The organism is Dictyobacter halimunensis (assembly GCF_036245075.1).
Map to the genome: position 1 here is coordinate 4,488,752 of NZ_BSRI01000002.1, position 24,026 is coordinate 4,512,777.

General features: G+C 45.8%; 11 protein-coding genes and 1 pseudogene. 8 read left to right on the forward strand and 4 right to left on the reverse strand.

Annotation, left to right across the window (positions count from 1 at the left end; translation table 11 throughout):
- Positions 1–13: 13 nt before the first annotated feature.
- Genes AABA21_RS32445 through AABA21_RS32455 form a run of 3 tightly spaced genes read left to right on the forward strand, consistent with a single transcriptional unit; the run spans position 14 to position 7,571 of the window.
- Complete coding sequence (locus AABA21_RS32445) at positions 14–1,168, forward strand: restriction endonuclease-related protein (RefSeq protein ID WP_338256642.1); 1,155 nt, start codon at positions 14–16, stop codon at positions 1,166–1,168.
- Between the two features lie 25 nt (positions 1,169–1,193).
- The gene (locus AABA21_RS32450; RefSeq protein WP_338256643.1) at positions 1,194–4,721 is read left to right on the forward strand and encodes a pPIWI_RE_Z domain-containing protein; all 3,528 of its coding nucleotides are present in this window, start codon (positions 1,194–1,196) and stop codon (positions 4,719–4,721) included.
- An 18-nt stretch (positions 4,722–4,739) separates the two neighbouring features.
- Positions 4,740–7,571, forward strand: a complete 2,832-nt coding sequence (locus AABA21_RS32455) for an RNaseH domain-containing protein (RefSeq protein WP_338256645.1) — start codon at positions 4,740–4,742, stop codon at positions 7,569–7,571.
- Between the two features lie 381 nt (positions 7,572–7,952).
- Here AABA21_RS32455 and AABA21_RS32460 read toward each other — a convergent pair whose 3' ends face one another.
- Positions 7,953–10,388, reverse strand: coding sequence for a hypothetical protein (locus AABA21_RS32460; protein WP_338256646.1), 2,436 nt, complete (start codon positions 10,386–10,388; stop codon positions 7,953–7,955).
- Complete coding sequence (locus AABA21_RS32465) at positions 10,385–12,052, reverse strand: hypothetical protein (protein ID WP_338256648.1); 1,668 nt, start codon at positions 12,050–12,052, stop codon at positions 10,385–10,387. Before AABA21_RS32465 ends, AABA21_RS32460 begins: the two co-directional genes overlap by 4 nt.
- 291 nt (positions 12,053–12,343) lie before the next feature.
- Between AABA21_RS32465 and AABA21_RS32470 the strand changes: the two genes are divergently transcribed.
- The 4 genes from AABA21_RS32470 to AABA21_RS32485 all read left to right on the forward strand — a co-directional run bounded on the left by AABA21_RS32470 (position 12,344) and on the right by AABA21_RS32485 (position 16,842).
- Positions 12,344–13,273, forward strand: a complete 930-nt coding sequence (locus AABA21_RS32470; RefSeq protein WP_338256650.1) for a UvrD-helicase domain-containing protein — start codon at positions 12,344–12,346, stop codon at positions 13,271–13,273.
- A 393-nt stretch (positions 13,274–13,666) separates the two neighbouring features.
- Positions 13,667–14,482: a hypothetical protein gene (locus AABA21_RS32475; protein ID WP_338256652.1), complete on the forward strand. Its 816-nt coding sequence runs from the start codon at positions 13,667–13,669 to the stop codon at positions 14,480–14,482.
- Positions 14,483–14,523: 41 nt separating this feature from the next.
- Positions 14,524–15,111, forward strand: a complete 588-nt coding sequence (locus AABA21_RS32480) for a hypothetical protein (protein WP_338256654.1) — start codon at positions 14,524–14,526, stop codon at positions 15,109–15,111.
- A 201-nt stretch (positions 15,112–15,312) separates the two neighbouring features.
- On the forward strand, positions 15,313–16,842 hold the full coding sequence (locus tag AABA21_RS32485; protein ID WP_338258509.1) for an N-6 DNA methylase: 1,530 nt from the start codon (positions 15,313–15,315) through the stop codon (positions 16,840–16,842).
- A 65-nt stretch (positions 16,843–16,907) separates the two neighbouring features.
- Here AABA21_RS32485 and AABA21_RS32490 read toward each other — a convergent pair whose 3' ends face one another.
- Positions 16,908–19,106 (reverse strand): restriction endonuclease subunit S, encoded by a 2,199-nt coding sequence (locus tag AABA21_RS32490; protein ID WP_338256656.1) that lies wholly within the window; start codon positions 19,104–19,106, stop codon positions 16,908–16,910.
- Between the two features lie 766 nt (positions 19,107–19,872).
- On the opposite strand from AABA21_RS32490, the gene AABA21_RS32495 reads away from it, so the two are divergent.
- Entirely contained in the window at positions 19,873–22,458 is a 2,586-nt protein-coding gene (locus AABA21_RS32495) for a DEAD/DEAH box helicase (RefSeq protein WP_338256657.1), read from the forward strand.
- 184 nt (positions 22,459–22,642) lie between these two features.
- Here the strand turns inward: AABA21_RS32495 and AABA21_RS32500 are convergent.
- Positions 22,643–23,997: pseudogene (locus AABA21_RS32500) on the reverse strand (serine hydrolase domain-containing protein).
- Positions 23,998–24,026: the final 29 nt, after the last annotated feature.

Here is a 24,026-nt window from a genome sequence, read left to right on the forward strand (position 1 = left end):
AAGGGATTAGTGTATGGCGCGACCGTTACCAGAGAAAGTCTTCCCCTATCTGGCCATCGGCTTGGCAAAATACGTTGAGAGCAAGCAGAAATACCCGTATCCGGATGAACTGTTCTATGCTTTGAATCAACTCTCGCTGGCTATGCTTGGAACGTATCCTGGTACAATCGCAGATCTATTCGAGCTTTTCGAGAAACCACTTGAACAGTGGTGGCCAGGCGCGCCACTGACCGGGATTGACCCGCGTTTTGAATTGCTTTACAACAACGAATTGGACGAGCAAGTAGTGGAGTTTTTGTTGGAATACCAACTTCCTGAAAAAGCCACTCTCCGAGATGTGCAAATTATCATCGATAATCAACTCATGTTAAACATCCTGAACACGGCTAGAAGTGCTTATGCAACTGATCCCGTTGGTGCGAGTGAGGAGTATGTCGCGATCAGGCAGTATGTAATCACCCACCCCTGGACGAGCAGCGAACAGCTTCGTCGACAATTTCGCAGTTTGCGGCATATCAAGATTCAGGATGTTGGAGCTCTGTATCAAGAAAGTCGCTCACTCCAATCGACGCTGCTCTACCAGAGGCCTGGCATATCCGAAGTTTGTTACTGGAATTGTCCGACATGCGGTCCCCTCTATCAACGCCACAACCGGCTTGGGAGCCTCAAACCAAACGCCTGCCTCGGACGCTGCCCTGGTCCACAGGGCTGGCAAAACCTTGACCCAATGAACTATCCACTGGTTCTCAGGCGTGGTATCCACCTGCGAACCATGATCCCAGGTACAGCTGAAATGCAGCTTTATCAATGGCTCACACAAGGCGCCCAATCAATTACTCCTGCACTGCAACAAGTCATTTTATGGCCCGGTGTTGATTGCTATGATCTACAGCTTAGATTCCGGCACTCTGCCCAAACAGAGGAAACCTGGGCCATAGATGTCAAAGACTACAAAGATCCCTTCGCATTAGGGAAACATATTGCTCAAGATAAGCGGTACTTCAATGAAAAGGTACTGGAATGGCAACGATGGTATTATGTCTACCCATCCTACCGGGAATATCAGCGGAGTGATTACCGCGCATGTGCACTGCGTGTTGCCGGGCAATTGCCTTCGAATGTTGATATTCTCAGTGAAAAACAGTTCAAGGCTATGGTGACAGCCTGAGCTCTTCAGGCTCCAGGAGGTACAGATGTACGATAGAAGTCAGTGGTATACGTCCCTTGTTCAAATACTCAAAGACCAGGATCAAGGTGGTGCTCTGAAAGGCAATTATGTCCTTCTTCTCCAAGTGGAACTCGGCCTGCGGCTCCTTGAGCGGCTTGGCCTGCTCGATGAACCAATTACAGTCCTCTGGGTGCTTTTGAGTGGGTTGCCCATTCCTGATCCCCGGCTTAACGCCTTTGATCAACTACAACGACACATGATCGCTAATGCACGCATTCTCCTGCCATTTTCTGGAAGATCCAACTGGGAACATGCCCTCAGAGAATATGCATCGCTCCCGCAGATCTGGCGCTGCTATAACGTATGGCCAGAAGATCTTGAAAAACAAATGATCTTGCGAGAACTTCAACCTCCGGAGGAACGCCTTCTCGCATATGATGCGGTTCTTGAGAGCACATTGCCATTCGCGCAGAGAACAATCAAGCCAGCTACAGCGGCAACTTTTTTCTTTGATGCCATAACTAGGCAAGGGAAGCAAGTCGTTCAAGTAGACATTCCTGAAGACATCGCAGAGCTGGCCGCGACGGGCATTCCCTGGTTTATCCATCCTCGTATCCGATCTGGACTGAAGTATTCATATGATGACTTTTGCTCTATCGCTGTCGATATAGACTTGCTACGACAAAAACGCGGAATGCAGAACGCTCTAGGATCGCAAACAAGCTGGACTAATTTAGTTGAGAACCTGATCGGATATCGCGCCATTCAACCCGACGGGAGTCTCTCCGACAAAAATACTGTTCCTCTAATATTAGACGGTCACGCCTATGTAGTAGGTGCTGTTGCTGCGGGCAAATCGACCATCGCTAAGTTGCTCCTAGCCGATACGGCTTTGCATCCGGAGAAAGATTTACGTATCACGCTGGTAGTTGGTGATACCATGTCTGCACTGAACCTCGCTGATGATTTCAACAGCTTCTTCTGTCAGCGAGGAGAAAATCCGGTGGCAGTCCCCTTAATCGGGCGTTCAACGCGTGATATCCATCTGCAACGCCTGCACCGCTCCAGCAAATTCCGACCTGACCATTGGGGACTGCGCTGGCTCAATACAGCCTGTCCTTTGCAGGCGCTCGCCACTGATCAACCCAATCCGGTTATTCCAGGGCAAGAACCCTGTGAAGCGCTGTACAAATTACCGAAGAAAGAGGGTCAACGGAAAACATACTTTTCCTGCCCTCTCTTCTCTGTTTGTCCGAGCAAACAGTTGTATCGCGATATGCCAGCAGCGCGCATCTGGATTACCACGCCAGGTGCATTAGGGGCTGCCAGTCTACCATCACAGATCGAGCAGCGAAAAATTCACCTGACCGAGATTGTCTATGAACAGTCGGATCTGGTCATCTTTGATGAAGCGGATACAGTACAGGAATGGTTTGACAATCTTTTCGCTGGAGAGGTGCTCCTGACGAAAACCGATGGTAGTGGTCTGCTAGACGTCGAGGACGTAGAAACAGCTCAGGCATGGGTACCTCGACGGACACAACCTGCTCCTACACGCCGTTGGGTGGTGGCAGAACGACATTCTTTGGCCTCCATTTCCAACATCCTCAGCAATCTGACAGATACACAACAAGGCGAACTTTTGCGGCACTGGATTGGGCGCAATTTCTTTACGTCGCTCACACTGGCATATAAACTGGTCTGGCGTCTGCTTGATCTTCCTGAACGAGATTCCGACGAGTACCAGCAACTGGATCAGATCGAAGCGAATAAAAAAGTTCTACGCATTGTACGCTACTTTGACAGACTTAGTCAGTATGATCCGCTTACACTGGCAAGACCTAAGGGGAATGTGCAAGTCAACCAAGTCTATCGCTTGGCACTAATTATGCGTACCCTGATCGCGGCTGGCGACAGCGCTCACAACGCTGCGGTAAGCGATGAGTGTAAGGCCTGGATTCTGGACTTTATCCCGAATATTGAGCAAACGCTTGCAAAATTAGCGCAACGCCAAGCAACCTGGAAGGCACAGGCCAATCAGCAAAAAAATCGCAACCAGAAACCACCAGATGACCTAGATACCTTCGCGCTACGGTTGGAGTTCGTCCTTAGTGTCATGATTCTGGATCGAAACATCCCGGTCGTCTTCTATGAATGGTACAACAAACCTGAGAATATGATCACCGATCTTAACGAACACTCACTTGAACGCTCGCCAAGTAATTTAGCTGACATTCTGCCTGTCCCGCCGACCGGTCGCATGTTTGGCACATATTACTCAAAAGATTTGGAAATCGGCCAAGAAGAGCAAATAAACGGTTCAACTCCGTCTGGTCTCTCTGTCTTTGGCTATCCCAATGTTGGACGCTGGTATATTATGTACTTTCACAAGCTATTCACCGACCTCGACGGAAGGCGCGGCCCCAATGTGCTAGCTCTCTCAGGCACCTCTTGGCTGCCACATTCTTCACGCTGGCACATCGACACCCCTCCACAGGGGATACTCAATCCGTCACCAGAAGCTCAACAAGCAATCGAGCAAAGTAAATTCTTCTATAGCCCACAATATATCAGCAACAAGAATGGCTTGGAGCCAATCCGCATATCAGGCAAGACAGAAAAACTTGTACCGATCAAAAATATGTTACGGGCCCTGGCTAGTGATCAGAACAGCCAGAGCGCTTCTCTGAAGAGCGAATTAGAACGGCTACGAGAACTGGGGCAACAAGAACCTCAATACTGGCAAGATCGAGAGCGATTGCTCCTGGTTGTCAATTCATATGAACAAGCAAAATGGGCATTCCAGGAGCTCAGGCAAAACGAGCTGTGGCAAACAGCGCCTCCTGGAGAAGTCCGCTATCTGGATCGAACGGAAGCTGGTATAGATGAAGTACAAACAGAAGATACAACTTATCGCAGTGACATCGAAGATTTCGCCCAAACCAATGGGAAAATCCTTATTGCTCCACTGCAAGCTATTGGGCGAGGTTACAATATTCTCAATCGGAATGGCAAAGCGGCTTTCGGAGCCATTTACTTTCTAACACGCCCGATGCCTTACCCCGCAGACACACAATCACTGGCGCGCGAACTGAATCGTCGCACTTTGGACTGGTGCAAAGACCCGCAGTTCAAAGCCTGGCAAGAGCAGGAGCTTATTGGGAAAGCACTCCATCTGCGCAGTGAAGCCAGTGAGTACTGGCGCAGGGCCGAACTGCGCAGTTATTACTCAAGGCTCAAACACGAAGATGAGAAAAAAGATACAACCTACAGTGAACGCTTCGATCTTGCTGCAACTACAGCTGGCCATATTATTCAAGCTTGCGGGCGACTCCTGCGTGGTGGGGTTCCTTTCCATGCCTATTTTATGGATGCTGCCTGGGGACCAAAAAGCGCAGAAGACCGTACTCGAACGGAGACAGCCGATACAAGCCTGTTAACTGCCGTGATCGAAGTCTTGCAGGAATACATTGAAAAAGACATTGGACGGGCGCTCTACGAATCAATCGTAAATGCACTGGTAGATATCCAAGGCTTTAATCCTGAATATTAAATAGAAAGCGGAGTATCCATGGACACTTTTTCTCAAATCGTACCGATGCGTTTTCGTATTGATGAGGCGCATCTCCGCAATTTGGCGGTCTCATTCTCAAAATTCGCTTATGAGCAAGATTGCCTGGATTTTCTTGAATGTATGAAGCGGCTTTCATCTCGTGACCATCCCGAAAATCCCCCTTATCGGCGGCTTAATACGGTGCTTACTGCACTAGCGCCAACATTAGCGCATCCATTTATAGTTGTTCGCAATGTGGATACCCAACAATCTGAAAGGCAAATGTTAGTTGTCGGGGCAGATGTAACACGTCGTCCTAAACCAGAACAGATGAGTGATTTGCTCTATGAGTGGGGAAACCAATGGGGGCAGAATAGCTTTGCTAAGGTAATCAACGGTGCAGGGAAAGATGCCCATCAGCGGTTGCTAGATCGTTTACAAGAGCCAGCACAACAATGGCAGGAAATAGACGCAGCCTCACTTTTCCTCAATCTTGACGCAGGTACGCGAGCGGGGTACCGCGCTATTCCCAGCGTGCTGGGCTCTCTTCTGGCGGGAAAACAATCTCGCATCAATGGAAGAATCGTCACCTGGCGTTTAGCACAGGATGGTGATGCTGGATTAGCCGTCATTAGCAATCCATTCCGGGCCGAGTTTGAGGATGAACATCCCATTACACATGTGAAAGAGATAAAAACTGGAACATTCGCCTATAAGCTTGAATTTCGCTTACAAACGCAGGTGGGTAGCCCCCATCGTTGGTTACATCTCTACGTGCGATGTAGTCGCTACGTTGACCGGCATCTGAGAGACGCCAATTGGAATCGCGATGTCAGTGTTAAAGTTGGCATAAACCAGCCTCGTTTAAGCGGATGGGGCTGGTCGCCAGCATTAGTCACCCTACCGCTTACCGGCGGCGTAACCAATCCTCGCTGGCAGGATGATCCAGCGCAACTCCTTTCAGCAATAAAAGCACGTGATCTGGTTGCTCCAGACTCGCTCTTACAAGCACCACCTGACTACCGGGTAGCTAGTTCACGCAGCATGTATGATGAATACTTTGTACTCCATGCCGAAGGTCTCAAGCCCAAACATAAAGTAAAAACCGGCTTCGATTTCGCAGAGCTGCGGGAGGTTGCTAACACAGTTAGCGACATATTAGGTCTCGAACTGTCGGCCGGCCAAACGTTGGTTGCTGATATACCAATCAGGCAAATGTACCGACCTCAGCTTCCTTTAATGATGTATGGTAGGGGAGAACTTGAGGAAAAAAAGTTTGTGAAAAAGCAGCCGCAAGCCTCTGATGAAGCAAGAGAACATCAAAATCGATTGGAGCGGCAAAAGCTCATCTTATCTGCTCTTCGACGTGCAGCAAATAACCAGCGCATCAGCATTGTTCTTTGCTGTAGTGATACAATCTCTCAAAAAATCCTAGAACAGGAAATTCGCCGAGACTTATTCATGGAAATGGATGAACCATGGCCAGAACATATCAAGCTGATTATTCCTCCCACTCCCATCCCTGATACCTTATTAGCCCCACTGGATCAAGGCCAGCTCAATCCACTTGATCACTATAAAAAATTCCCTATACGATCCGATCGCCAAAAATACCTGGCAGAGTGGAAAGCACAGATGCGCGCAGCTTTTCGTGAAAAGACGCGCGCATGGGAAAACTATCTGAACAGGTTGTTACCAGCTGAATCGGGCTGTGTCTTAGCGTTGATCGGACTGCATAAGCTTGATCCCAAGAAAACATATCCCGACCAGCACATTAAAGGTGCTGTCCGCCGAGCATGCAACGAACTCGGGTGGGCATCGCAGATGCTCTTTCTTCCCCTTAAGCTCGATAAAAAAGGAGTGACAACGGAAAGCAAGGCCCGAGCCCACAATAGCGTCGTTGATCTCATTTATCGCCAGACAAGTCTGGTCTATGATCGGCCATACGGTCTCTATCTGAAAGCAGGGATACCACAAGAGCAGGCCGAGCATCTACATGTGATCGCTCTGTTCAAACTGCGTAAATATGAGCCAAGAATGGATTATCCAATGGCAGTACGCCTTTGTCCCGATGGAACATTCCAGGCTCTCTTGCCCCATAAGCCTCAGCAATGGTTGCCTTTCATGGAAGCACGCCAAGAATTAGGCAAAATACTCATGCGAGGAAAAAGAAAGGATATCTATCTGGAGAAAGATGCTCAGGCACACTTTGCTGCCCAGGTCTTCACCAAACCGTACAATGAGCCAACTCTTGTCCTATTCGAAGCCCAAGATTGGCGGAACCGCGGTGTACTACCTCAGTTCGCAAACGGCAAAACGGCGCTGAAAGATCAACTCGATCTGACCCATGTGAAAACATTTGAGCGAGTCTATCATCAAAGAGATTTCCCTAACCTGCGTATTATTCGTATACGCACTCTTGGTTCTGGTGAAACCCCCCAATACTTTGCTATTCAGGAAGATGATGAAGGGATAAAAGAGGATAAAGATCTGGGCCATCTGACTGGCTTTATCGATACGCAGGTTGAAAGCGAGTTCTTCCACTATCTCTCGGTTGGGCGCCTGCCAACGACCGCCGCTAAAGAACAGCGGGGAAAACCCGGTCTCTATAAAACTGATGAGGGAGGGGGAATCGCTTTTAAACATCAGACTATTGTCGAATTTGTTCCCTTTTTCTTGCAGGAAAAGGACAATCCTCAAGCCTGGTGTCACATTCCCCATTTTCTGCGCATTTCGCCAGGATGGGACGGCGGTAATATTATTCTTCCTTATCCTATGCATTTGGCAAAATGCATGATTGAGGATCAGCTCTGCATCCTTGATGGTGGATTGAACGAGGAAGAGGTTTAAAACCCTCTTCCTTGCTGATATGCCTTGTAGATAACAAACAAATAATTATATAACTTAGTATAGTATAATCCCTCCCAAGGAGAGAAAGGAAAGAAAAAAGCTTGTCACTGTAGATGCATTAGATGATAATGCAATATATAGGGCAACACTTCAACAAGAGCAGTTTATCATTACTATTACCAAGTAAGTTCCTCAACGAGCTAAGAAATCAAACCAGGCTATTGTCTCATTGAATGGTGGAGCGTGAATCGAACGCTTTCCGAACAAAAATAGTGGACGATCAGTTTAGCTTATGCCATTGACTTGAGCCAGCCAATCCCTTTGACAAGCGAGTTCCAGTGAATATTGATGAGATAAATAAAACGGAAATTCAACAAACAGTTACTTAGCGACTAAAATTTTTTGACAGTTATCACAGATAACAGCTTCTGCTCGTTGCAATTCTTGAATTTTTTGGTCGGATAAGCCAACATAACATGCAGGACAAATTTTCCCTGTATAGAAAAAAATAACAGGAAATTTCCCACGTTGACGTTCAACCTTATATTTACTCCAAATTTTATTGGTCGATGGTTCCTTTTCGTACTTCTCTTTAGCTTGTTTATATAAGTCAGATCGCTCTGTGCTTAACGCTCTATCAGCTTCTTGCAATTTAAGCAGACAGGACCAACGTTTTTCAACCTGCTTCCCTAGATGGCTAGAAGCTACCTCAAATATACTGAAGATATGTCTCTCTACCTGTACTTGTATATCTTGAAGCCCTCTCGTGTCACAGCTTTTTTCCCATTGAGCAAGTATAGACCTTGGGTCCGTACGTACTAAATTCTGAGCTTGGTTTTTCAATTGTAAGAAATACTCTCTTCGATTTTCCCCATAAGGGGTGATTGCTCCTATACAAAGAAGCAATGGCCCTTGTATAGAGATCATACGCACCAAATCTCTGGCGATAGATGTTTTATTTAGTTGAATAAGAAAATCAATAAAATGTTCTAATAGCCTTTCACGCCCCTCGATAGAACTGTCTTTGACCTCAATACAAACGCATGCTATGGTTCCTAGACCTATTTTTAGCCGAGCGACAAACTCGTTATCAACTGCAAAGGCTAGGGATTGCAGTGTTCTTGATAGATTGCAGAGGTAACGATCTACTTCTCGCAATATACCTTTAAATGCCTTCCGGCGCTGCTGTGTATACCGTTGAATGCTCTCTTCTTGATTCTCTATATTCGAATTTATGGGTAGTTCTGCATTAGGGCGAGTTAAGAGCATTCTTAATAAATCAAAATTGTAGACGTTCGTGTCTGACTTTAAAATTGATCTGGCTGTATTTCTCACAAGATCTAGATTAGAAGAGAAGGCAAACACTTCACGATACTGCCTCATTTTAATATGTCGCTCTTTAACATTAGACATGTTTATTGAAGGAAGTTCATTATCTGGTGTGATTGCCAAATAGTCTTGCACAGCTTGCTCCAACCAAATTGCTATGCTATTAGGTAGCTCTAGAAAGTTATTGGTTGCAATACGTTCAATCCAAGTACTCTGTTTGCTTGTGGCAACGCTGGCATTAAGAGCTGTATAATTAATTACCCAGGCGTGTGTTTTACAAAAATCCTCATTTGCAATTGCTTCTAAAGTAATCCTTTGTGGAACTTTCTGCAGTGCTCTGGTAATCTCATGTCGGTCGCCACAGTAAATACTTTCACCAGTGTCTGTAGTCAGTGTTGCATCCTCTACATTGAGATTATCTTGCTCACTCCATTTGACAGTAAGAATGCCATCCTTAAAAGTTGCTTCTTCGATAAACAAAATGGATGAGAATTCTGAAGAGCTAGTTGTCCAATCCCTTCCCGTATGTGGAAACGCTTCTACGTCATTGATAGGTCTAAAATCTAGAACTTCATCTAAATAATTGTTGCTTGTAGCGACATTCTCTTCAATGAAGAGAAGATATTCCAGATTTCCTCCTTCTGCAACGTTTCTCATGAGTGCTGCCTGTGTGCAGTTGGCAGAACCTAATGCCACACTTGAGGTATGTGCGTTCCTAAATTGGTATGCTTTTGCATGCAAGCGGCGCTTACTATAGAGAAAGCGTGGATGGATATGCGGATTAGCGTGCATAGTTTCTGATAAAGGTGTATCAGGACCATCTTGTGGCAAATCCAGCACAATCGTTTGAGCCTGAACCCCTTTAGCTAAGTGTTTCAATGCTTGTGCATCTAAAAAAGGTGTAATAACTCGTATCTCATCGGCAAATTGCACTTTTTCAATCAATTGATTAAGTAGAGGGCGGTGACGACTGGACATCATTGTAATATTTGATGGCGAATAGATAACTGTCGGAGGCTTAATATGCTGCCATACATAATATAAACAAGGGGGGACCATTAGCGAAATGTCATCGTGTATTTGTTGTAATGCTTGCGTGTGGGATGGATTCATGCTTACAAGTTTTGCGGTAACTTCAGTCTGGTCATTGTAGCCAGCCATTGTCAGATTATGTGACCCAATATATGCCGTAATTCTGTCATGTTTTTGCAACCAGAGAAGTTTCGCATGTTGAATCCCTCCTCTTGGTAAATGTACGGGGGCAAGGATATATTCACGTCCGCACAATCCAGAAGGAATACCATTCTCAAGACTTTCTTGATATCCTCTATAATCGATGAGAATACCAATACGAGATATCCCCATACGCCTTAAACGGGGTAAAATCATCGATTCAAAAAATCTTAAATTGATAGTATATGTGAGAAATAATGCCGTATCGTAAAATTCTCTTTTTTTAAGTTCATTTAACAATATGATATTATTCATTGGTGGTCATGGTCCCAATCTATACAACATTGACGTCCAGTTGGCGTGAGTTCAAAAGCGCTAGTGGACGATTTTTTGGCAAGACCTAGTTGTAAGGCCCAACTCAGCGCAACATCTAGGCGTGTAGAACCATCAGCCAGAGCAATCTGGGTATCAAAAGCTCTATCACGTATTCTCCATTTACCAGCATCAAAATCAACAATCAACGAATCTGGATTTCCATCGCTCATCTTGCGAAGTGAAATAGAGAAATGCTCCATAAGAGATTTTTCAGCGATTTCTGACCACATCTCACAGGCTTTATGTTTTTGCCCTACTTTTAGAGTCTCGTTTGAAAAAGGAATAGGGTTTGCTGACCACAATCGCCCAAGGAAAGAACTATGATGCGCTTCTTGATCTCTTTTAGTTGTATACAATGCAAAGAGAATGCATAGCAGGTAATCCCGAGGTTGTTCACTCTTAGACAACTCTTTAAGCCTATCTCTGTTGTTGTAGATATTTTCTTCTATTTCTTGCCACAATGATTCAACTGTTTCATTTTCCTGTGTTTCATCATCTTGTTGACCTAGATAAAACCGCCGCATTTGATCAGTAAACTCATCAGCGTCTAGCCCGAAGTATTTTTGCTTTAATATCTCAATGGATTTTTGAAAAACGCCTGTCCATCCTCGTTCAAAAAAAGTTCGAGCGGCCACCCAGCGCCAGGCTATCATTTCATCATTAAGAACAGGATGTCGATTAACCATCGCTACATGACTATCTAGAAGATTGACTAATGTAAGATAATTGCCAAGAGGTTGACCTTGACTATGATTGATCAACTCCAAAACAAAACGCCAAGCAAGAGAGCGGTAGGATGTGGTATGCTTTATCATCTCATTATCGGATGCAAAGGGCGAAGAGAGCTGTAGTGGCCGTCCTTGAGCAAACAAAACACGTATTAATTCTGCTTGTTCCGGACTATTATCAGGAATAGAGCACAGACAAAAAGCTTCATCAATTTTCCCAATATCTCCACGGTCAATATACTTTGGTAAAACTCCTTCTTTTAGTTCTGAACTAAATGATCCTGCTTGCTCTATGTCCCATGCCTTTCCAAGGCTAATAGCATCTTCAAATAAAGGATCAGTGGACTCTGATGTATCAAAAATATGAAGATTGCCAAGAGTGCCACGATAAATACTGTGGGCAAGCTTTTGTACCTCAGTTTTGAGTTCGATTTTTCTATCCTGACTCTGAAGTTGTACCTTCATTGTCTGAACCCCCACAATACCAGATGGCGCTCCACCACTTTGCAAATGATGATGAATAGAACAAATAGCCACAAGAGCTTCAAAACGATGAAAGTATTCGTCAAAAGTTAACTGTTGCTCAAGTCTTATCTGTTCTTCCTCTGTTTTAGCTGCTTTCATACGATAAAATCTGGCTGCTGTAAGGAGGGAAATATAACGAAGGCGTTGAGTTACAGTTGACATACCCGGTAATAGTAACGCCTGGAAATTTGTACTTGCTTGCTGTACACCAGATGGATCAATGTGTGTTCTAGCACTAACAATAGGACCGGTCCAGCCAATCATATTAGCTGACATAATATTAATGCCTTTTCCATTTCTGCTGTGGTACCACAAATAAACACCTAAAATATAAAAGCTATTTTTACACATAAACATAATTCATGCAATACTATATAGATTGTAACATTATATTCAATGCGAAGGGTGAGTCTTGCGAATGGCATTGAGCTGATTAAATGGGGTCAGAAAAACTTGAGATGATTCGGTTGTGTAGAACCAGGTTTACTTTGTTTTCATGGAGCGGGCAAGAGCACCATCGCTCTCTATCGCGTGCGCGCGCTCATCATCGAACTGCGCAAGCAGGGACGCGACGACATCCGCATCCTCTTCACCGCCTACACCAATGCCCTCATCAACTCCTCGATCCAGTTGCTTGAGTAATTGCTGGGTGAAGACAGGCCCTTCGTCGAGGTGCTGACCTCCGGCCGGGTCGTTATCAAGCTCCTAAGCCAAGCCGGTAGTGCTACCTACATCCTTGGCGATAGCGAGATCAACACCCTGCTGCGGCAGGCTATCCAGCAGACCCGCTTCGATGACAGCGAGCAGCAGCAGAGCCAGCGGCAGGCCATCGAGCAGATGAGCCTGGACTACTTGCTGCAGAAGATCAACCAGGTGATCGTTGCCCGGCAGATCCACATGCTCAAAGACTACCTGACCGCAGCCAGACCGGGCCGCAAGCTTCCCCTCCGAGGCCTCCAGAGCCGTGCTGTCTGGGGCGTCTTCGAGACCTTGCAGCAAAGTCTGTCGCGGCAGAGCAAGATCACCTGGTGCCAGACAAGAGCCATGGCTGATGTCTATGTTGCGCAGGGAGCCTATACCCAGTTCTACAACGCCGTGATTGTCGACGAGGCTCAGGATCTCGATCCCAGCGCCCTTCGCCTGTTGGTTCACCTCTGCAAGCAGTCCAATCACCTCTTCATTACCGCCGACGCCAACCAGTCCATTTACAGTAGCGACTTCAACTGGATCGGCGTCTACCAGGATCTCAAATTCCATGGTCGTACCGCCATCCTGGACGCCAACTACCGCTCCACCCGCGAAATTGGTGAGGCGGCCCAGCGTTGCCTCGCCGGGGGAGTGCTCGATACTGATACCGAAGAGTGCTTCTATATCAACAACGACTCCAGCCATTATGCACCGCATCCGGGATCAGCACTAGCAGCTCCAACTGCTCGTCAGCTTCTTCCGCCAAGCCCGCAGCGCTTATCGCATGAGTTCTGGCGCTTACTCCGTCCTCTGCTCCACTATCAAAGCCACCCCCGCCATCAGCCGAAGCACTCAGCCAGCAAGGCTTGGAAGCCACGTTTATGACCCGGCCAGGAACTCGACCTCAAGCACTCCTGCATCAAAGTCATCATGCCCGCTTCGCCAAAGGCTTGAAGCTCCCGATCGTTGCCCTCACCGGCTTCCTAGACAGTACCTGGCACATAACTATGCCCCACACCTTTAGCTAAGAGAAACGCGAAGAAAACCTCTCATTTGAGCGCCGCACCCCGTTCGTCGGTATGACCCGCGACATGCGTGTCCTCCGTGTCTTTACTACCGAAAATAGCACCCCACCCCTCACGCAAGGCTTCGACAAGTAATACTGGAACAAGTATAGCCAGAAGGTCGTACTGCTTTTATCAGGAAGAATATGATAAAATAATAAGCAGTAGAGGTATATATGGCTAATATTGATGCCACAGTATAAGGAGATCATATATGGTAGATTCCAATCAATCTTCTGAAATTATTATACAGCAAAGTCATGATACACAATTGCAAGTATTCGAGCAAGATTTGTTGCGATTTCTTATTCAGCAAAATCTGCCCACGCAATCTATTCTTGTTCCTGTTCGCGAAAGAGTACGCGTTTTTAATAACTTGGACGCAGCAATAGAATTATTACCAGAGGATAAAAAACGAAGGTCTATTTACATATCGAAATTTGTGGCCGCCGTAGCTTCTGGATTATTTGACGCTGCTCTGAATTACCTGTGGGATGAAACGATCACTGAGCTAAGGCAGAGAGTTGCCCAATATGACCTCTCATATTTTTATGATATGGCAGTAAGGAATGATAAACGTAAGAGCCTTAATAGTATAGATGATCTTGTGAGCATAGACGACAGTGAATTAATTCGAGGTGCTAAGGAAATTGGCTTGATCAATGATATAGGTTATAGGCACCTTGATTATATAAGATCTATGCGAAATTGGGCGAGTGCTGCTCATCCCAATCAAAATGAACTCAGTGGCCTGCAGCTCGTGACTTGGCTTGAAACTTGTGTGCAGCAAGTAATTTTATTACCTACATCTAATGTTGTTGCAAATATTAAGCGGCTTCTACATAATGTTAAAAATAATGATATCTCTGATATGGAAGCCAGAGAAATAGGAGCGTTCTTTCTCAATCTTTCTCAGGAACAAGTAAATAATTTAGTCGCGGGTTTTTTGGAATATATACACGTTCAGATACTACTTCTACTACGCGGCAGAATATCCATCGACTGTTACCCCTACTCTGGGGTCGTGTAGGAGAAGAGACTCGCCAACAATTAGGAACACGATATGGTAAGTTGACTGCTGACAATGATCCAAATGCTAGGTTCGCACGCCAGTTTTTAGAATTAGTTTCTGCGACACCTTATATACCCGATGCGCTGAGAGCTGCAGAATTAGAGACAGCCTTAGATAATTTGCTCAGTGCACATAGGTCTTGGGGTAATTTTTACAATGAACCTTCCTTTGCAAGACAAGTACAAAGACTAGTGGGTAAAGATGGCAAAATACCGACATTAATTGAAAAGAAATATGTTTATGGAGTTGTGGAAGTCTTTTTAACGAATGGCAAGGGTATTACTCGTGATGCTCAGCCTGTATATCTTTATTTATTGAATCTTTTTGATTCAAAACAAGCTTTCATCGCGACGATGGCTATTTTTGATGACTATATTTCTAGTAAGTTGCAACTGCCTTTATGTAGAGAAAAATATAGAGAGTTGCTGGAACTTATGAAGATTAAAATATCGATGCCTGCGCTACGGGAATTAATTGATGATATTGAACAATCTAAAGAACCTATTCAAGATCTGAAGGGATCTCCTCAATTTAAGCAACGAGCGAATAACGTCGTAAAGATTTTGGATTTGAACATTAAACTCTAAAACCTTGGCTGGACAAATATACATCTACTTTTCGGTGTATTAAGAGCCAAATAAAAAGTAGGATTTCATATACTAAAATAGCATATTAATGCTGTTTTAGTATATAGCTTATGTGTTGATAGTATAAGGAGTCAGATTGGAAAAAATAGCAAACACTACTTTAATTCAATATTTGATTTAGATGAGTTAAACCAGCAAAATATTCATAATTATCAGCAGGTAAAAAGAGATAAGCTAAAATTTGATATTCCGGATCCAATTTGCTCTTTGGTCTTCAATCTTTTATTACCGACTTCAAATAGTGCTATTTACGATCCTACTTGTGGTAATGGTAATTTACTCTTGAGGCTGCGAAAAAACTTCGATGCTATGCATACTGGAACTAATGTTGTTGCTCCTAGTTTGTATGGAGAAGAGGTTGATCAGGTCCTGGTGGCATGGGCTCTTTCAAATATGAATCAGCATGGTTATGAAAATGTGAGGATAATCAAAAATGATGCCTTATTGAGGCCTGGTTTTGTTGAAAACAACCAGATGTTGCAATTTGATTATGTTGTGGCTAGTCCTCTATGGAATCAAAAAGGATACAGCAGGAACGACTATTGTAATGACAATTGGAATCGCTTTCGTTATGGTATACCTCATAAATCTTTTGCAGATTTAGGTTGGCTTCAACATGTACTTGCGTCGCTAAATCACAATGGTAAAGCTGTGGTAATGTTAGATCGAGGTGTGCTTTCACGCGGTTCAAATGCAGGTAATAAAAATAATGTAGAGTTAACAATTCGCTCTCAATTTCTTCAAGAAGATAAAATAGAATGCGTTATCTTGTTACCTTATAAAAAGCAGCCTTGTGCTTTGACTATTTTAGATAATAATAAAATAACAGAAAAAAAAGGCTGGGTATTTTTTATAAATGCCCTCATAGATTCATTAGATATAGATCACCTAAGATCCTCAAGTCAATATTTCCAGAACATTGAAAATGCTTACCATAAATTTGAAGAGAAAGAGGGATTTTGTCGAGTAGTGAAGCATACGGAAATTAGCCATAAGCGTAGTAATATTGATCCGTATATATATATCGCGTATGAGAGCAAAAGGGCCATATGTTTGCCTGCTCTAGCTACTGAATTGGGAAAAAAAGATCAAGACAACGTTTACAGGATGTTTTCTTATGGTATCTACGAAGAACCACGCCAGGATACTATAATAGGATCGCTTCCGCAAAGCTGGCGAGTCCTAAAAATTAAAGAAATTGCATTGGATTTGGGTAGTGGGAACCCCCAACGGAAAGTTAGCGATTCTGATTATATTTGCAAAGAGTGGGTCCAGATACTAGATTTAAATGATGACTTGGTGTCTCAAACAGTGAAAATGTCTAAATACTCCAGCCAAATGCCTATTCTTGACAGAATTAGACCTAAACATACTGTAATGATTGCTAAATCGGGAAGTGCGGGCAAAGTAGGTATTTTAGATATGCCTGCCACAACAAATACGGCAATTTTCTGTATTGTAACAGATAAAGAAATCATAGATCCTTATTATCTTTTGTATTATTTAAAAAGCGGAAAAAATATTTGGTCACATATCGCATTTGGTACTCGAGATGGAGCTAGCCTAACAAACGAACTTATTGCAGAGCTATATATTCCTATACCATCCTTAAGAGAACAGAAATCTATTGTTTATAGATTAAAAAGCAATGGCTCCAAGGCTGAGCATTAATGAGGCGCAATTATATCTTTATTGCGCCTCATTAATGCTCAGTATAAAAATATGTCTGAATATGGCTAGTATATATTTTTACCTAACAAGAGATCATTTAACCCCATATCTGTTTCTGTAGTTATGTCTCCTACTCCATGAGCACTTTCTATCTTAAGTTTTTGGTTAGGTGTATTCCCCATTAGTTGTTTGAGGAAACAAAGATGAAGTTGCATTCCAGTGCTTTCCCAAGCATGAAGGAGATAAAATGGATAAACATCTAAAACCTCATAGTTTTTACTAATTAGAATAACATGCTGAGTTTCCGCTAGGAGAGGAGTTTCTAATTCTTCTGTTTGTGATTGAAACAACGGATTATTACCCATCATTGAAGTAATGCTGTGTATATATCTCTTCTTTGCGATGGACATTTGCATGATTTGAATTAATTTGTAATCCTTGAGAAAATCAAGAGATTTGACCAGAGTATCTAATTTAGGGCGAAATGTCTCAATCTGTCGCTGGCACCAGGGTTCTGATACGTTTGTATGCCCATAAATATTGCGAACTTTATTATGAATATTTTGACAAATGCCGAAGTCAAGGGCTACTAGTTCTGGAATAAATAAATGTATATCTGGATTCTTCCTTGCTAATTTTAATATATAAAAAATTACTTCTAGCCTTTTATCAATGGAGAAGCTTAAAAGACTTGTATTAATTTTGGTTATCAGTTCCGTGTCGGATATTTTTGCGGACTGTAGCTGATCTGCAACTAAGATATTATGAATATAGTAAACTATGGTTTCGGATAAGTTTATTAGCTCCTTTAGGCGGGCTGAGGACGATAGGTTAACCGAATTTTCCAAGGAGCTAAAAGCCCTTGCAATAGGAAAAGGTAAAAGGGTCTTTGTATTTTCCTTCCAAGAAGTCTTTGTATTTTCATTAATCGCTTGCTTAGCTCTATTAATATCCTTCTTGTCTGGAGTTTGTGCAGTTGTAGTTTGGTTGAGTGTACTAGCAAAATCATTATAAAAATTTGTAACCAAATTTTCTCGATACTGATAAATATACTTTTTGATGTCATCAATAATTTTTTGTTGTTTGGCTAATGAAGGTATATATACCTTAATTTCACCAAGATTAGCACTTGATAAAACAGGTATTACACTTCCGCTAATATGCCGCTTAATTTGCATCTGTATTTGAATGGATTGAAGACAGTGGTAAAGATACTCAGGTAAAATTTTAGTCCCGTCTTCGATGCGTAAACGTCTGATAGATGTATCTACACAAACTCCACTTCCAGGTATATTTTTATCTAAAAGTGCAACTTTACCTACTGTACCTGCAACGGTTACTAAAAGGTCATTCATCTGGCTATAGCTGCGGCTTCTAATTGCTGTAGATGGATGGAGCGTTTTAGCACTATACAAATTGATGGTTCCATTTGAGTCTATGTTTCCCACTTGAAGAAAAGGGATGCCATATGGTGAGAAATCCTCTTTCGAAAATCTCTCACCGCTATGAATGCTAACAATTTTATTAAGGGGAGTCTCCAAAAAAATATTAGGGTCTGGAACTACATAATTTGTGTATTTTGGATCATAATATTGCGCATCTAGGCGAAGACTAGTGAGTCGGGAACGTTCGATGGTAAATATTGATCCTAACGTTTTGGGAAATTGCTTGGTTTCGTAATTGCTTATATGAAGCGCTAAATCTTCCAGCCGAATAGTATTAGTTTTATTGATTCGTACCATTTTTATGTTTTCACGAGGATGTTTTTCTGCTGTAATGAATAGTATACTTGCTTGAGTGCTAGTGCCCTGAGCCCAACCTGATGGTAACTCTATAATGGTTTGCAATCCAGCCTCTTGCAAGATAAAATTTCGCATTGATTGTTGCGAATGGTTTGAGAGCAAACCAGTGGGGACAATGATGGCTAATCTCCCATGATCATTGAGACGATTAATGCTCCATTTTAACCAAAATTCTTCATTAGGCTCACTTGACCCTCCAGGTTCTTGATCTAAGGATGCGCCAAATGTAGGTCCGCACACGATTACATCGTAAGTTTGTTGTAATTTGTCTAATTCTTCTGGTGCTGGATTACTTTTAATGAAGTCAGGTGTGGTTCCCGTTAAGCTATTTATCATAGGCAAAACAATATTAGGATCTAAGTTGATGTCTAAGACAGTTTCATGTTTGGCTGGTTTAGTTAGATCTATTAGAAAAGAGAGAACACTTTGTGGCACAAGAAAATATTGATTGTTAATGGACATAACGCCTCCAAGATTTACTACTAACTCTTATTCTTTGTTTATTGACAAAGGTATGTAAGGAGAACTTTAAAAGCCTTATGATATCATCTTGATTTGCATTTAATACAATATAACACTTATTAGGCTGATTTGCACCATATTATACAGGAAAGGAAATTATCATTAAAAAATTGGAATATGAAAAGTGCCTGGGTTTGGCATGCTAAAGCAGTACATGCTTTTTCGTTTCAACCGTAATCCACTCACATTAGATAATATCTATGAAAATTCCGATAAGCTGCTGCATCTGATTAGGCAGCATATCCCACTGCAATATGAATGATAACATGCCTTATCCGGTGCACGCTTTCTGATGGGAGAGGATTGCCTGCAGCGCAATCGACGATGGTGAGAAGTGTTTGGCTCAGCTGGCTGGCGTGTAAACTCCTCACTGGTATAGCCTCTCTACTGGTGGCCCAGTAATCTTCTTTTCTGTATGCTGCTCTGCTATCTATACCCCAGTCTAGCACTGGAACAGTGCCTGCTGAAAACATACTCCCCCTCGCTGTTTCTGTTGTTATGCCACATCTACACCGCGCTTGCCCCACCTTTGCCCCCTGCCGTTTTGTATGCTTCTCGGGGAGCATCATGCTGAGAGATGCCGAAAAGGGAGATTGTGTCCTGACGCTCAGTGGGGAGGATCTGGACGATCAGTGCCACCAGCGCAGATAGTCCAGATCCCTGAAAAGGACGAGAAAAAGAAGCATAGAGCGAGCAAGGGAGTCGTATGCAGCAGAACACATTGCGTTCAAGCGGAGATCCCCGGCCAGAGATGGTGCAGGCGTTAGAGAGGGCGATCGAGTTATCCGTAGGAAGAAAACCGTATACTCTTGTCGATGGGCGGTTGATCTACGAGCAGCACCGTCGCTATCGCTATACCTTTACCCTGGAGTCGTCGTGGGATCTGCCCGACGGTACGGACTTTCAATTGCAGAGTGCGGATTTCGACCACCTGCTCGTGGAATTGTCGAACACCAAGGACGATCGTGTCACGATCACGACCACACAGCGCTTGCCGGATCGCACGCTCTCCTGTGCACGCTTGGTGATCGAACGTGCGTATCTCCTACGCAAGATGAAAGAAGTATTGGCCCAACTCCATGCCTCTACGGGCCTCGGCCTCAAGCTCTTCGGTTACCGTGATTGCATCGAGGAGATCGCTGCATCCTCTCTCATTGATGTGATCAGCGATGTGTTTGTTCCTGACGATGCGCAGCGCCTGGCGATCCAGCGTGCGCTGGGAAGTGAGGTACAGATGATCCTGGGTCCTGGTGGAACCGGGAAAACCGACGTGCTGGCTGCCATTGCCATGCTGCATGCTGTTTTGTATAGGCGTCGAGTCCTGATTGCCTCACACACCAATATCGCGATTGATAATGCGATTATCCGCCTGTCCGCCTTCTTTCGCAAGCATGGAATGGGTTTCTTTCTTAATGAACAAAACTTGGTCCGTGCGGGCAGTCCCCATCTGGCCGAACTGGAGACGGATGCGTACCGCCATGTCACCCTCTCCTTGATCGTCAATGATGCGATAGAGCAGCAACGTGACGAAATTGCCCGACTGGAACGCAGGCGCAAAAAGATGCTCTCCGATATCGTCACCCATGAGGAAGCATTGCCCGAACAGACCCGTGCCTGGAACCAGCGCCAGAAGGAGATTATTCAGCAGCGGAAACGGGTCCAGAGGGAACTGGAAGACCTGGAAGCAGAAGAACAGCGCCGCCAGATTCCCATTGTGGAACGGCTTTCAGCGTTGGAACAATGTGATACCGAGGCCATCGAGGCCATGAAGGCTGCGGACATGTCTTATGAGGTTGATGAAGTGCAGCTTGAGCTTTTGCAGAAGCGCTATGACAAGCAGCTGCCATTCTATGAGGAGGCCTGGAAAGAGCTTATACGGTTGCGTGAGTACCCGCCTGTTGCACGCTTTTTCGTCCAGCTCTTCACTGGCGTGTGGGAAAAACCGCTGGAAGCCAGTGTCCAGGATCTTGCTGCCCCGCTGTGCACCCTGCAAGACCAGATGGACCCTCTACAGAAGCGGCTTGCCAAAGCCGCACAGGCCTATGAGCAGGCAGAGAAACTGCACAACAAGCTCCAGGTCTCAATTACCCTCTGGACCGGAAAGCGTGATACCCAACCGACATCGTATCTGCAAGAAAAGGCGGCTCTTGCCAGGGAACTGAAGGACCTGGAGCATGAACTTGAAACGGGCAATGCGCACCTTGCGGCGCTGGAGCAGGAGCTGGTCAAGGCTCGGCAGAAGCGCGATGTGATCGAAGATGGGCTGGCCCATCTCGATCAGCATGCTGAGGTGGCCAAACGAGAGGTGGCGCGCTTCGTGCTGGAATCGGCACAGGTGGTAGGGACGACCCTGACTGGTTTGTACCTTAATTCGACGCTACTCAATCAGCAGTGGGATGTGGTCATTATTGATGAGGGTTCCATGGCCCCTCCTCCGGCCGTAATGATTGCAGCCCAGTGTGCACGCGACCACGTGATTGTTGTCGGTGACCCGTTGCAACTCGCCCCAGTCTGCAAAATCAGGGATCCCAACGTTCCACGCTGGCAACATGATCAGGACCTGGTCCAGCGCTGGCTGGGACGTGATGTCTTCTACCATGGTGGCTACACCCTGCAGCAGGCCGGATCTGGGACGCATCACTGTGTTCTCCTGCCCTATCAGAGCCGGATGCACAGCGACATTTGTGATCTGGTGCGCGGTCTGGTGTACCAGGGATTACTTAAAGATCGCCATCCCGCTACGCCACGCCCGATGTTTGGGCCGGAGCCAGATCATCCAGTGGTGCTCTACGATACAGGAGGCAATGAACGGGCTCTGGCGCTCAAGCCGGACAGCGGCCGTTCGCGCTACAACCCCTATCACGCTGGCGTGGCGATCAAACTGGCGGGACGCGCCCTGGCCGATATACCCGACAAGAGGCCGGAATGCATCGGGATCGTGACCCCTTATGCGGCTCAGCGAGACTATATCAAGGAGCTGATCCGGGGAACGGTACTGGAAACCTGCGCGCGAGTCGGAACCGTTCACGCCTTTCAGGGCCTTGAGTTCGATGTGCTCATTTTCGATACCGTGGAGTCGCCGGGGATCCGGATCTCCCGCTTTACCAGCGATCGATGGGGAACGGATGCCATGCGCCTGTTCAATGTGGCGGTGACCCGCGCCAGGCACAAGCTCCTGATCGTAGCGAACATGGCATATATTCGCCGGGAGCCTGCATCCCACCTCTTGCCGCAGATGATGGAGCTGGCATGTCAGAAGAAATGCGTGCCCGCGGAAGCCCTGGAGGCGTAGGCGCTTTGTGCCTGCTTTGCGCCGTCAGAAACTGTGTGTTGGGATACATATCCAACGCCCCCTGGTCCTGAGCACGCAAGCAATATGCACGCCTGGCGAGAAAGCCATCCTGAGGCCAGCGAAGGAGATGTGGCACGCATTTCGTCACCAGATTGGTTCGCTGGCCGGGTTGCTGGCGCAGGATTTACCTGATCCTCTCCGCCGCATTTCCGCTGGAGATAAGGGTTTGAGCGTTGCCGGCTTCATCGAAAGTGAAGTGGATCTTTTCGCCGTAGGTGCCGCCGGGATTGCCGCTAATAACAGTAAAGCTACCATCTGTATTGGGAGACAGTCGTTCCACGAATTCCAGGGGCATGCCGGCGGTGGGATCGTAGCGCAGAAGGCTCTGGCCGATGTGGGCAATCTGATTGTCCCCCCAGATGTTGCGATAGGTGCCGACGAAGCGCTCGGGATGCTCGACGGCATGCTCGACTTTGGCGAGTTCGTCGTAGTCTACGATATATTTGTCGATGACCGATAGGGCACCGTTGACCAGGGTGAGCGCGGGGCCGTCGATGGCGTTGGTCAGCACGACCATGCCGATCTGACGGTGAGGATCAAAGGCAAAGCGGCTGATGAAGCCCTGGAAGGCGCCTCCGTGACCATAGACCCGCCAGTCTTTGACTTTCCAGGAGGCAAAGCCAACGCACTGGTCGTCTACGACGCCTTCACCCATCCACTGAATCCGCCGCATCTCGCGCTTACTCTCTTCGCTGAGCAAGGTCGTGTCGCCGGGGAACTGGGCCTGCATATAGCGCAGAAGATCGGGCACAGTGGAGAGAAAGCCGGTCGCCGAGGCCATGACGCCAGTGCTGATCTGAGGAAAGCGCTCACGAGGCTGACCGGGAATATCGCGACTGTACCCCACGGCCAGCGCGTGCTCGGCTTTGGAATGGAGATCGGGGGCGGTATGGCGCAGACCCAGCGGCTCGATAACGTGTTTGGTCACATACTCGTTGTACGCCTCGCCGCTTACCGCTTCGATAACTTGTCCGACGATGGTATAGCCAATGTTGGAATATTTCCACTGGGTCGCAGGATCAAAGACCATCGCTCCATCAGAGATATGTTGCTGGATGACAGACAGTTCGGGGAATTCTAGCGAGACCCACTGGCCAGCCTCACCGTCACGGTCCAGGCCGGAGGTATGCGAAAGCAACTGACGCAGGGTGATAGAGGTTACGCGGGGATCGTGAGGGCTGGTGAACCATGGGACATAGGTGCTGACGGGACATCCAGGTTCAGCTTGCCCCGCTCAGCCAGCTGCATAGCGGCGATGGCACTAAACGTCTTCGAAAACGAAGCAATCCGGTACCCTGTCTCTTTGCGGGTAGGAATACGCTCTTCAAGATTCGCATATCCATACGTCTGCTGCAACATAATCTGGTTTTTATACACAATTCCTACGGATACGCCAGGAATGCGGCCCATTTCTGTTTTGTAGGCTAGCCAGCGGTCAATGAAGCTGGCCGCATCGGTAATGGCTTTGTGGGTGCTCATGCAGAATCCCCCTGTGAAGCTGAAAATTG

Bases quoted from the DNA above. Each gene is read 5' to 3' on its own strand.
- AABA21_RS32445 (WP_338256642.1), top strand. From the start codon at position 14: ATGGCGCGACCGTTACCAGAGAAAGTCTTCCCCTATCTGGCCATCGGC.
- AABA21_RS32450 (WP_338256643.1), top strand. From the start codon at position 1,194: ATGTACGATAGAAGTCAGTGGTATACGTCCCTTGTTCAAATACTCAAA.
- AABA21_RS32455 (WP_338256645.1), top strand. From the start codon at position 4,740: ATGGACACTTTTTCTCAAATCGTACCGATGCGTTTTCGTATTGATGAG.
- AABA21_RS32460 (WP_338256646.1), bottom strand. From the start codon at position 10,388: ATGAATAATATCATATTGTTAAATGAACTTAAAAAAAGAGAATTTTAC.
- AABA21_RS32465 (WP_338256648.1), bottom strand. From the start codon at position 12,052: ATGTGTAAAAATAGCTTTTATATTTTAGGTGTTTATTTGTGGTACCAC.
- AABA21_RS32475 (WP_338256652.1), top strand. From the start codon at position 13,667: ATGGTAGATTCCAATCAATCTTCTGAAATTATTATACAGCAAAGTCAT.
- AABA21_RS32490 (WP_338256656.1), bottom strand. From the start codon at position 19,106: ATGTCCATTAACAATCAATATTTTCTTGTGCCACAAAGTGTTCTCTCT.
- AABA21_RS32495 (WP_338256657.1), top strand. From the start codon at position 19,873: ATGCAGCAGAACACATTGCGTTCAAGCGGAGATCCCCGGCCAGAGATG.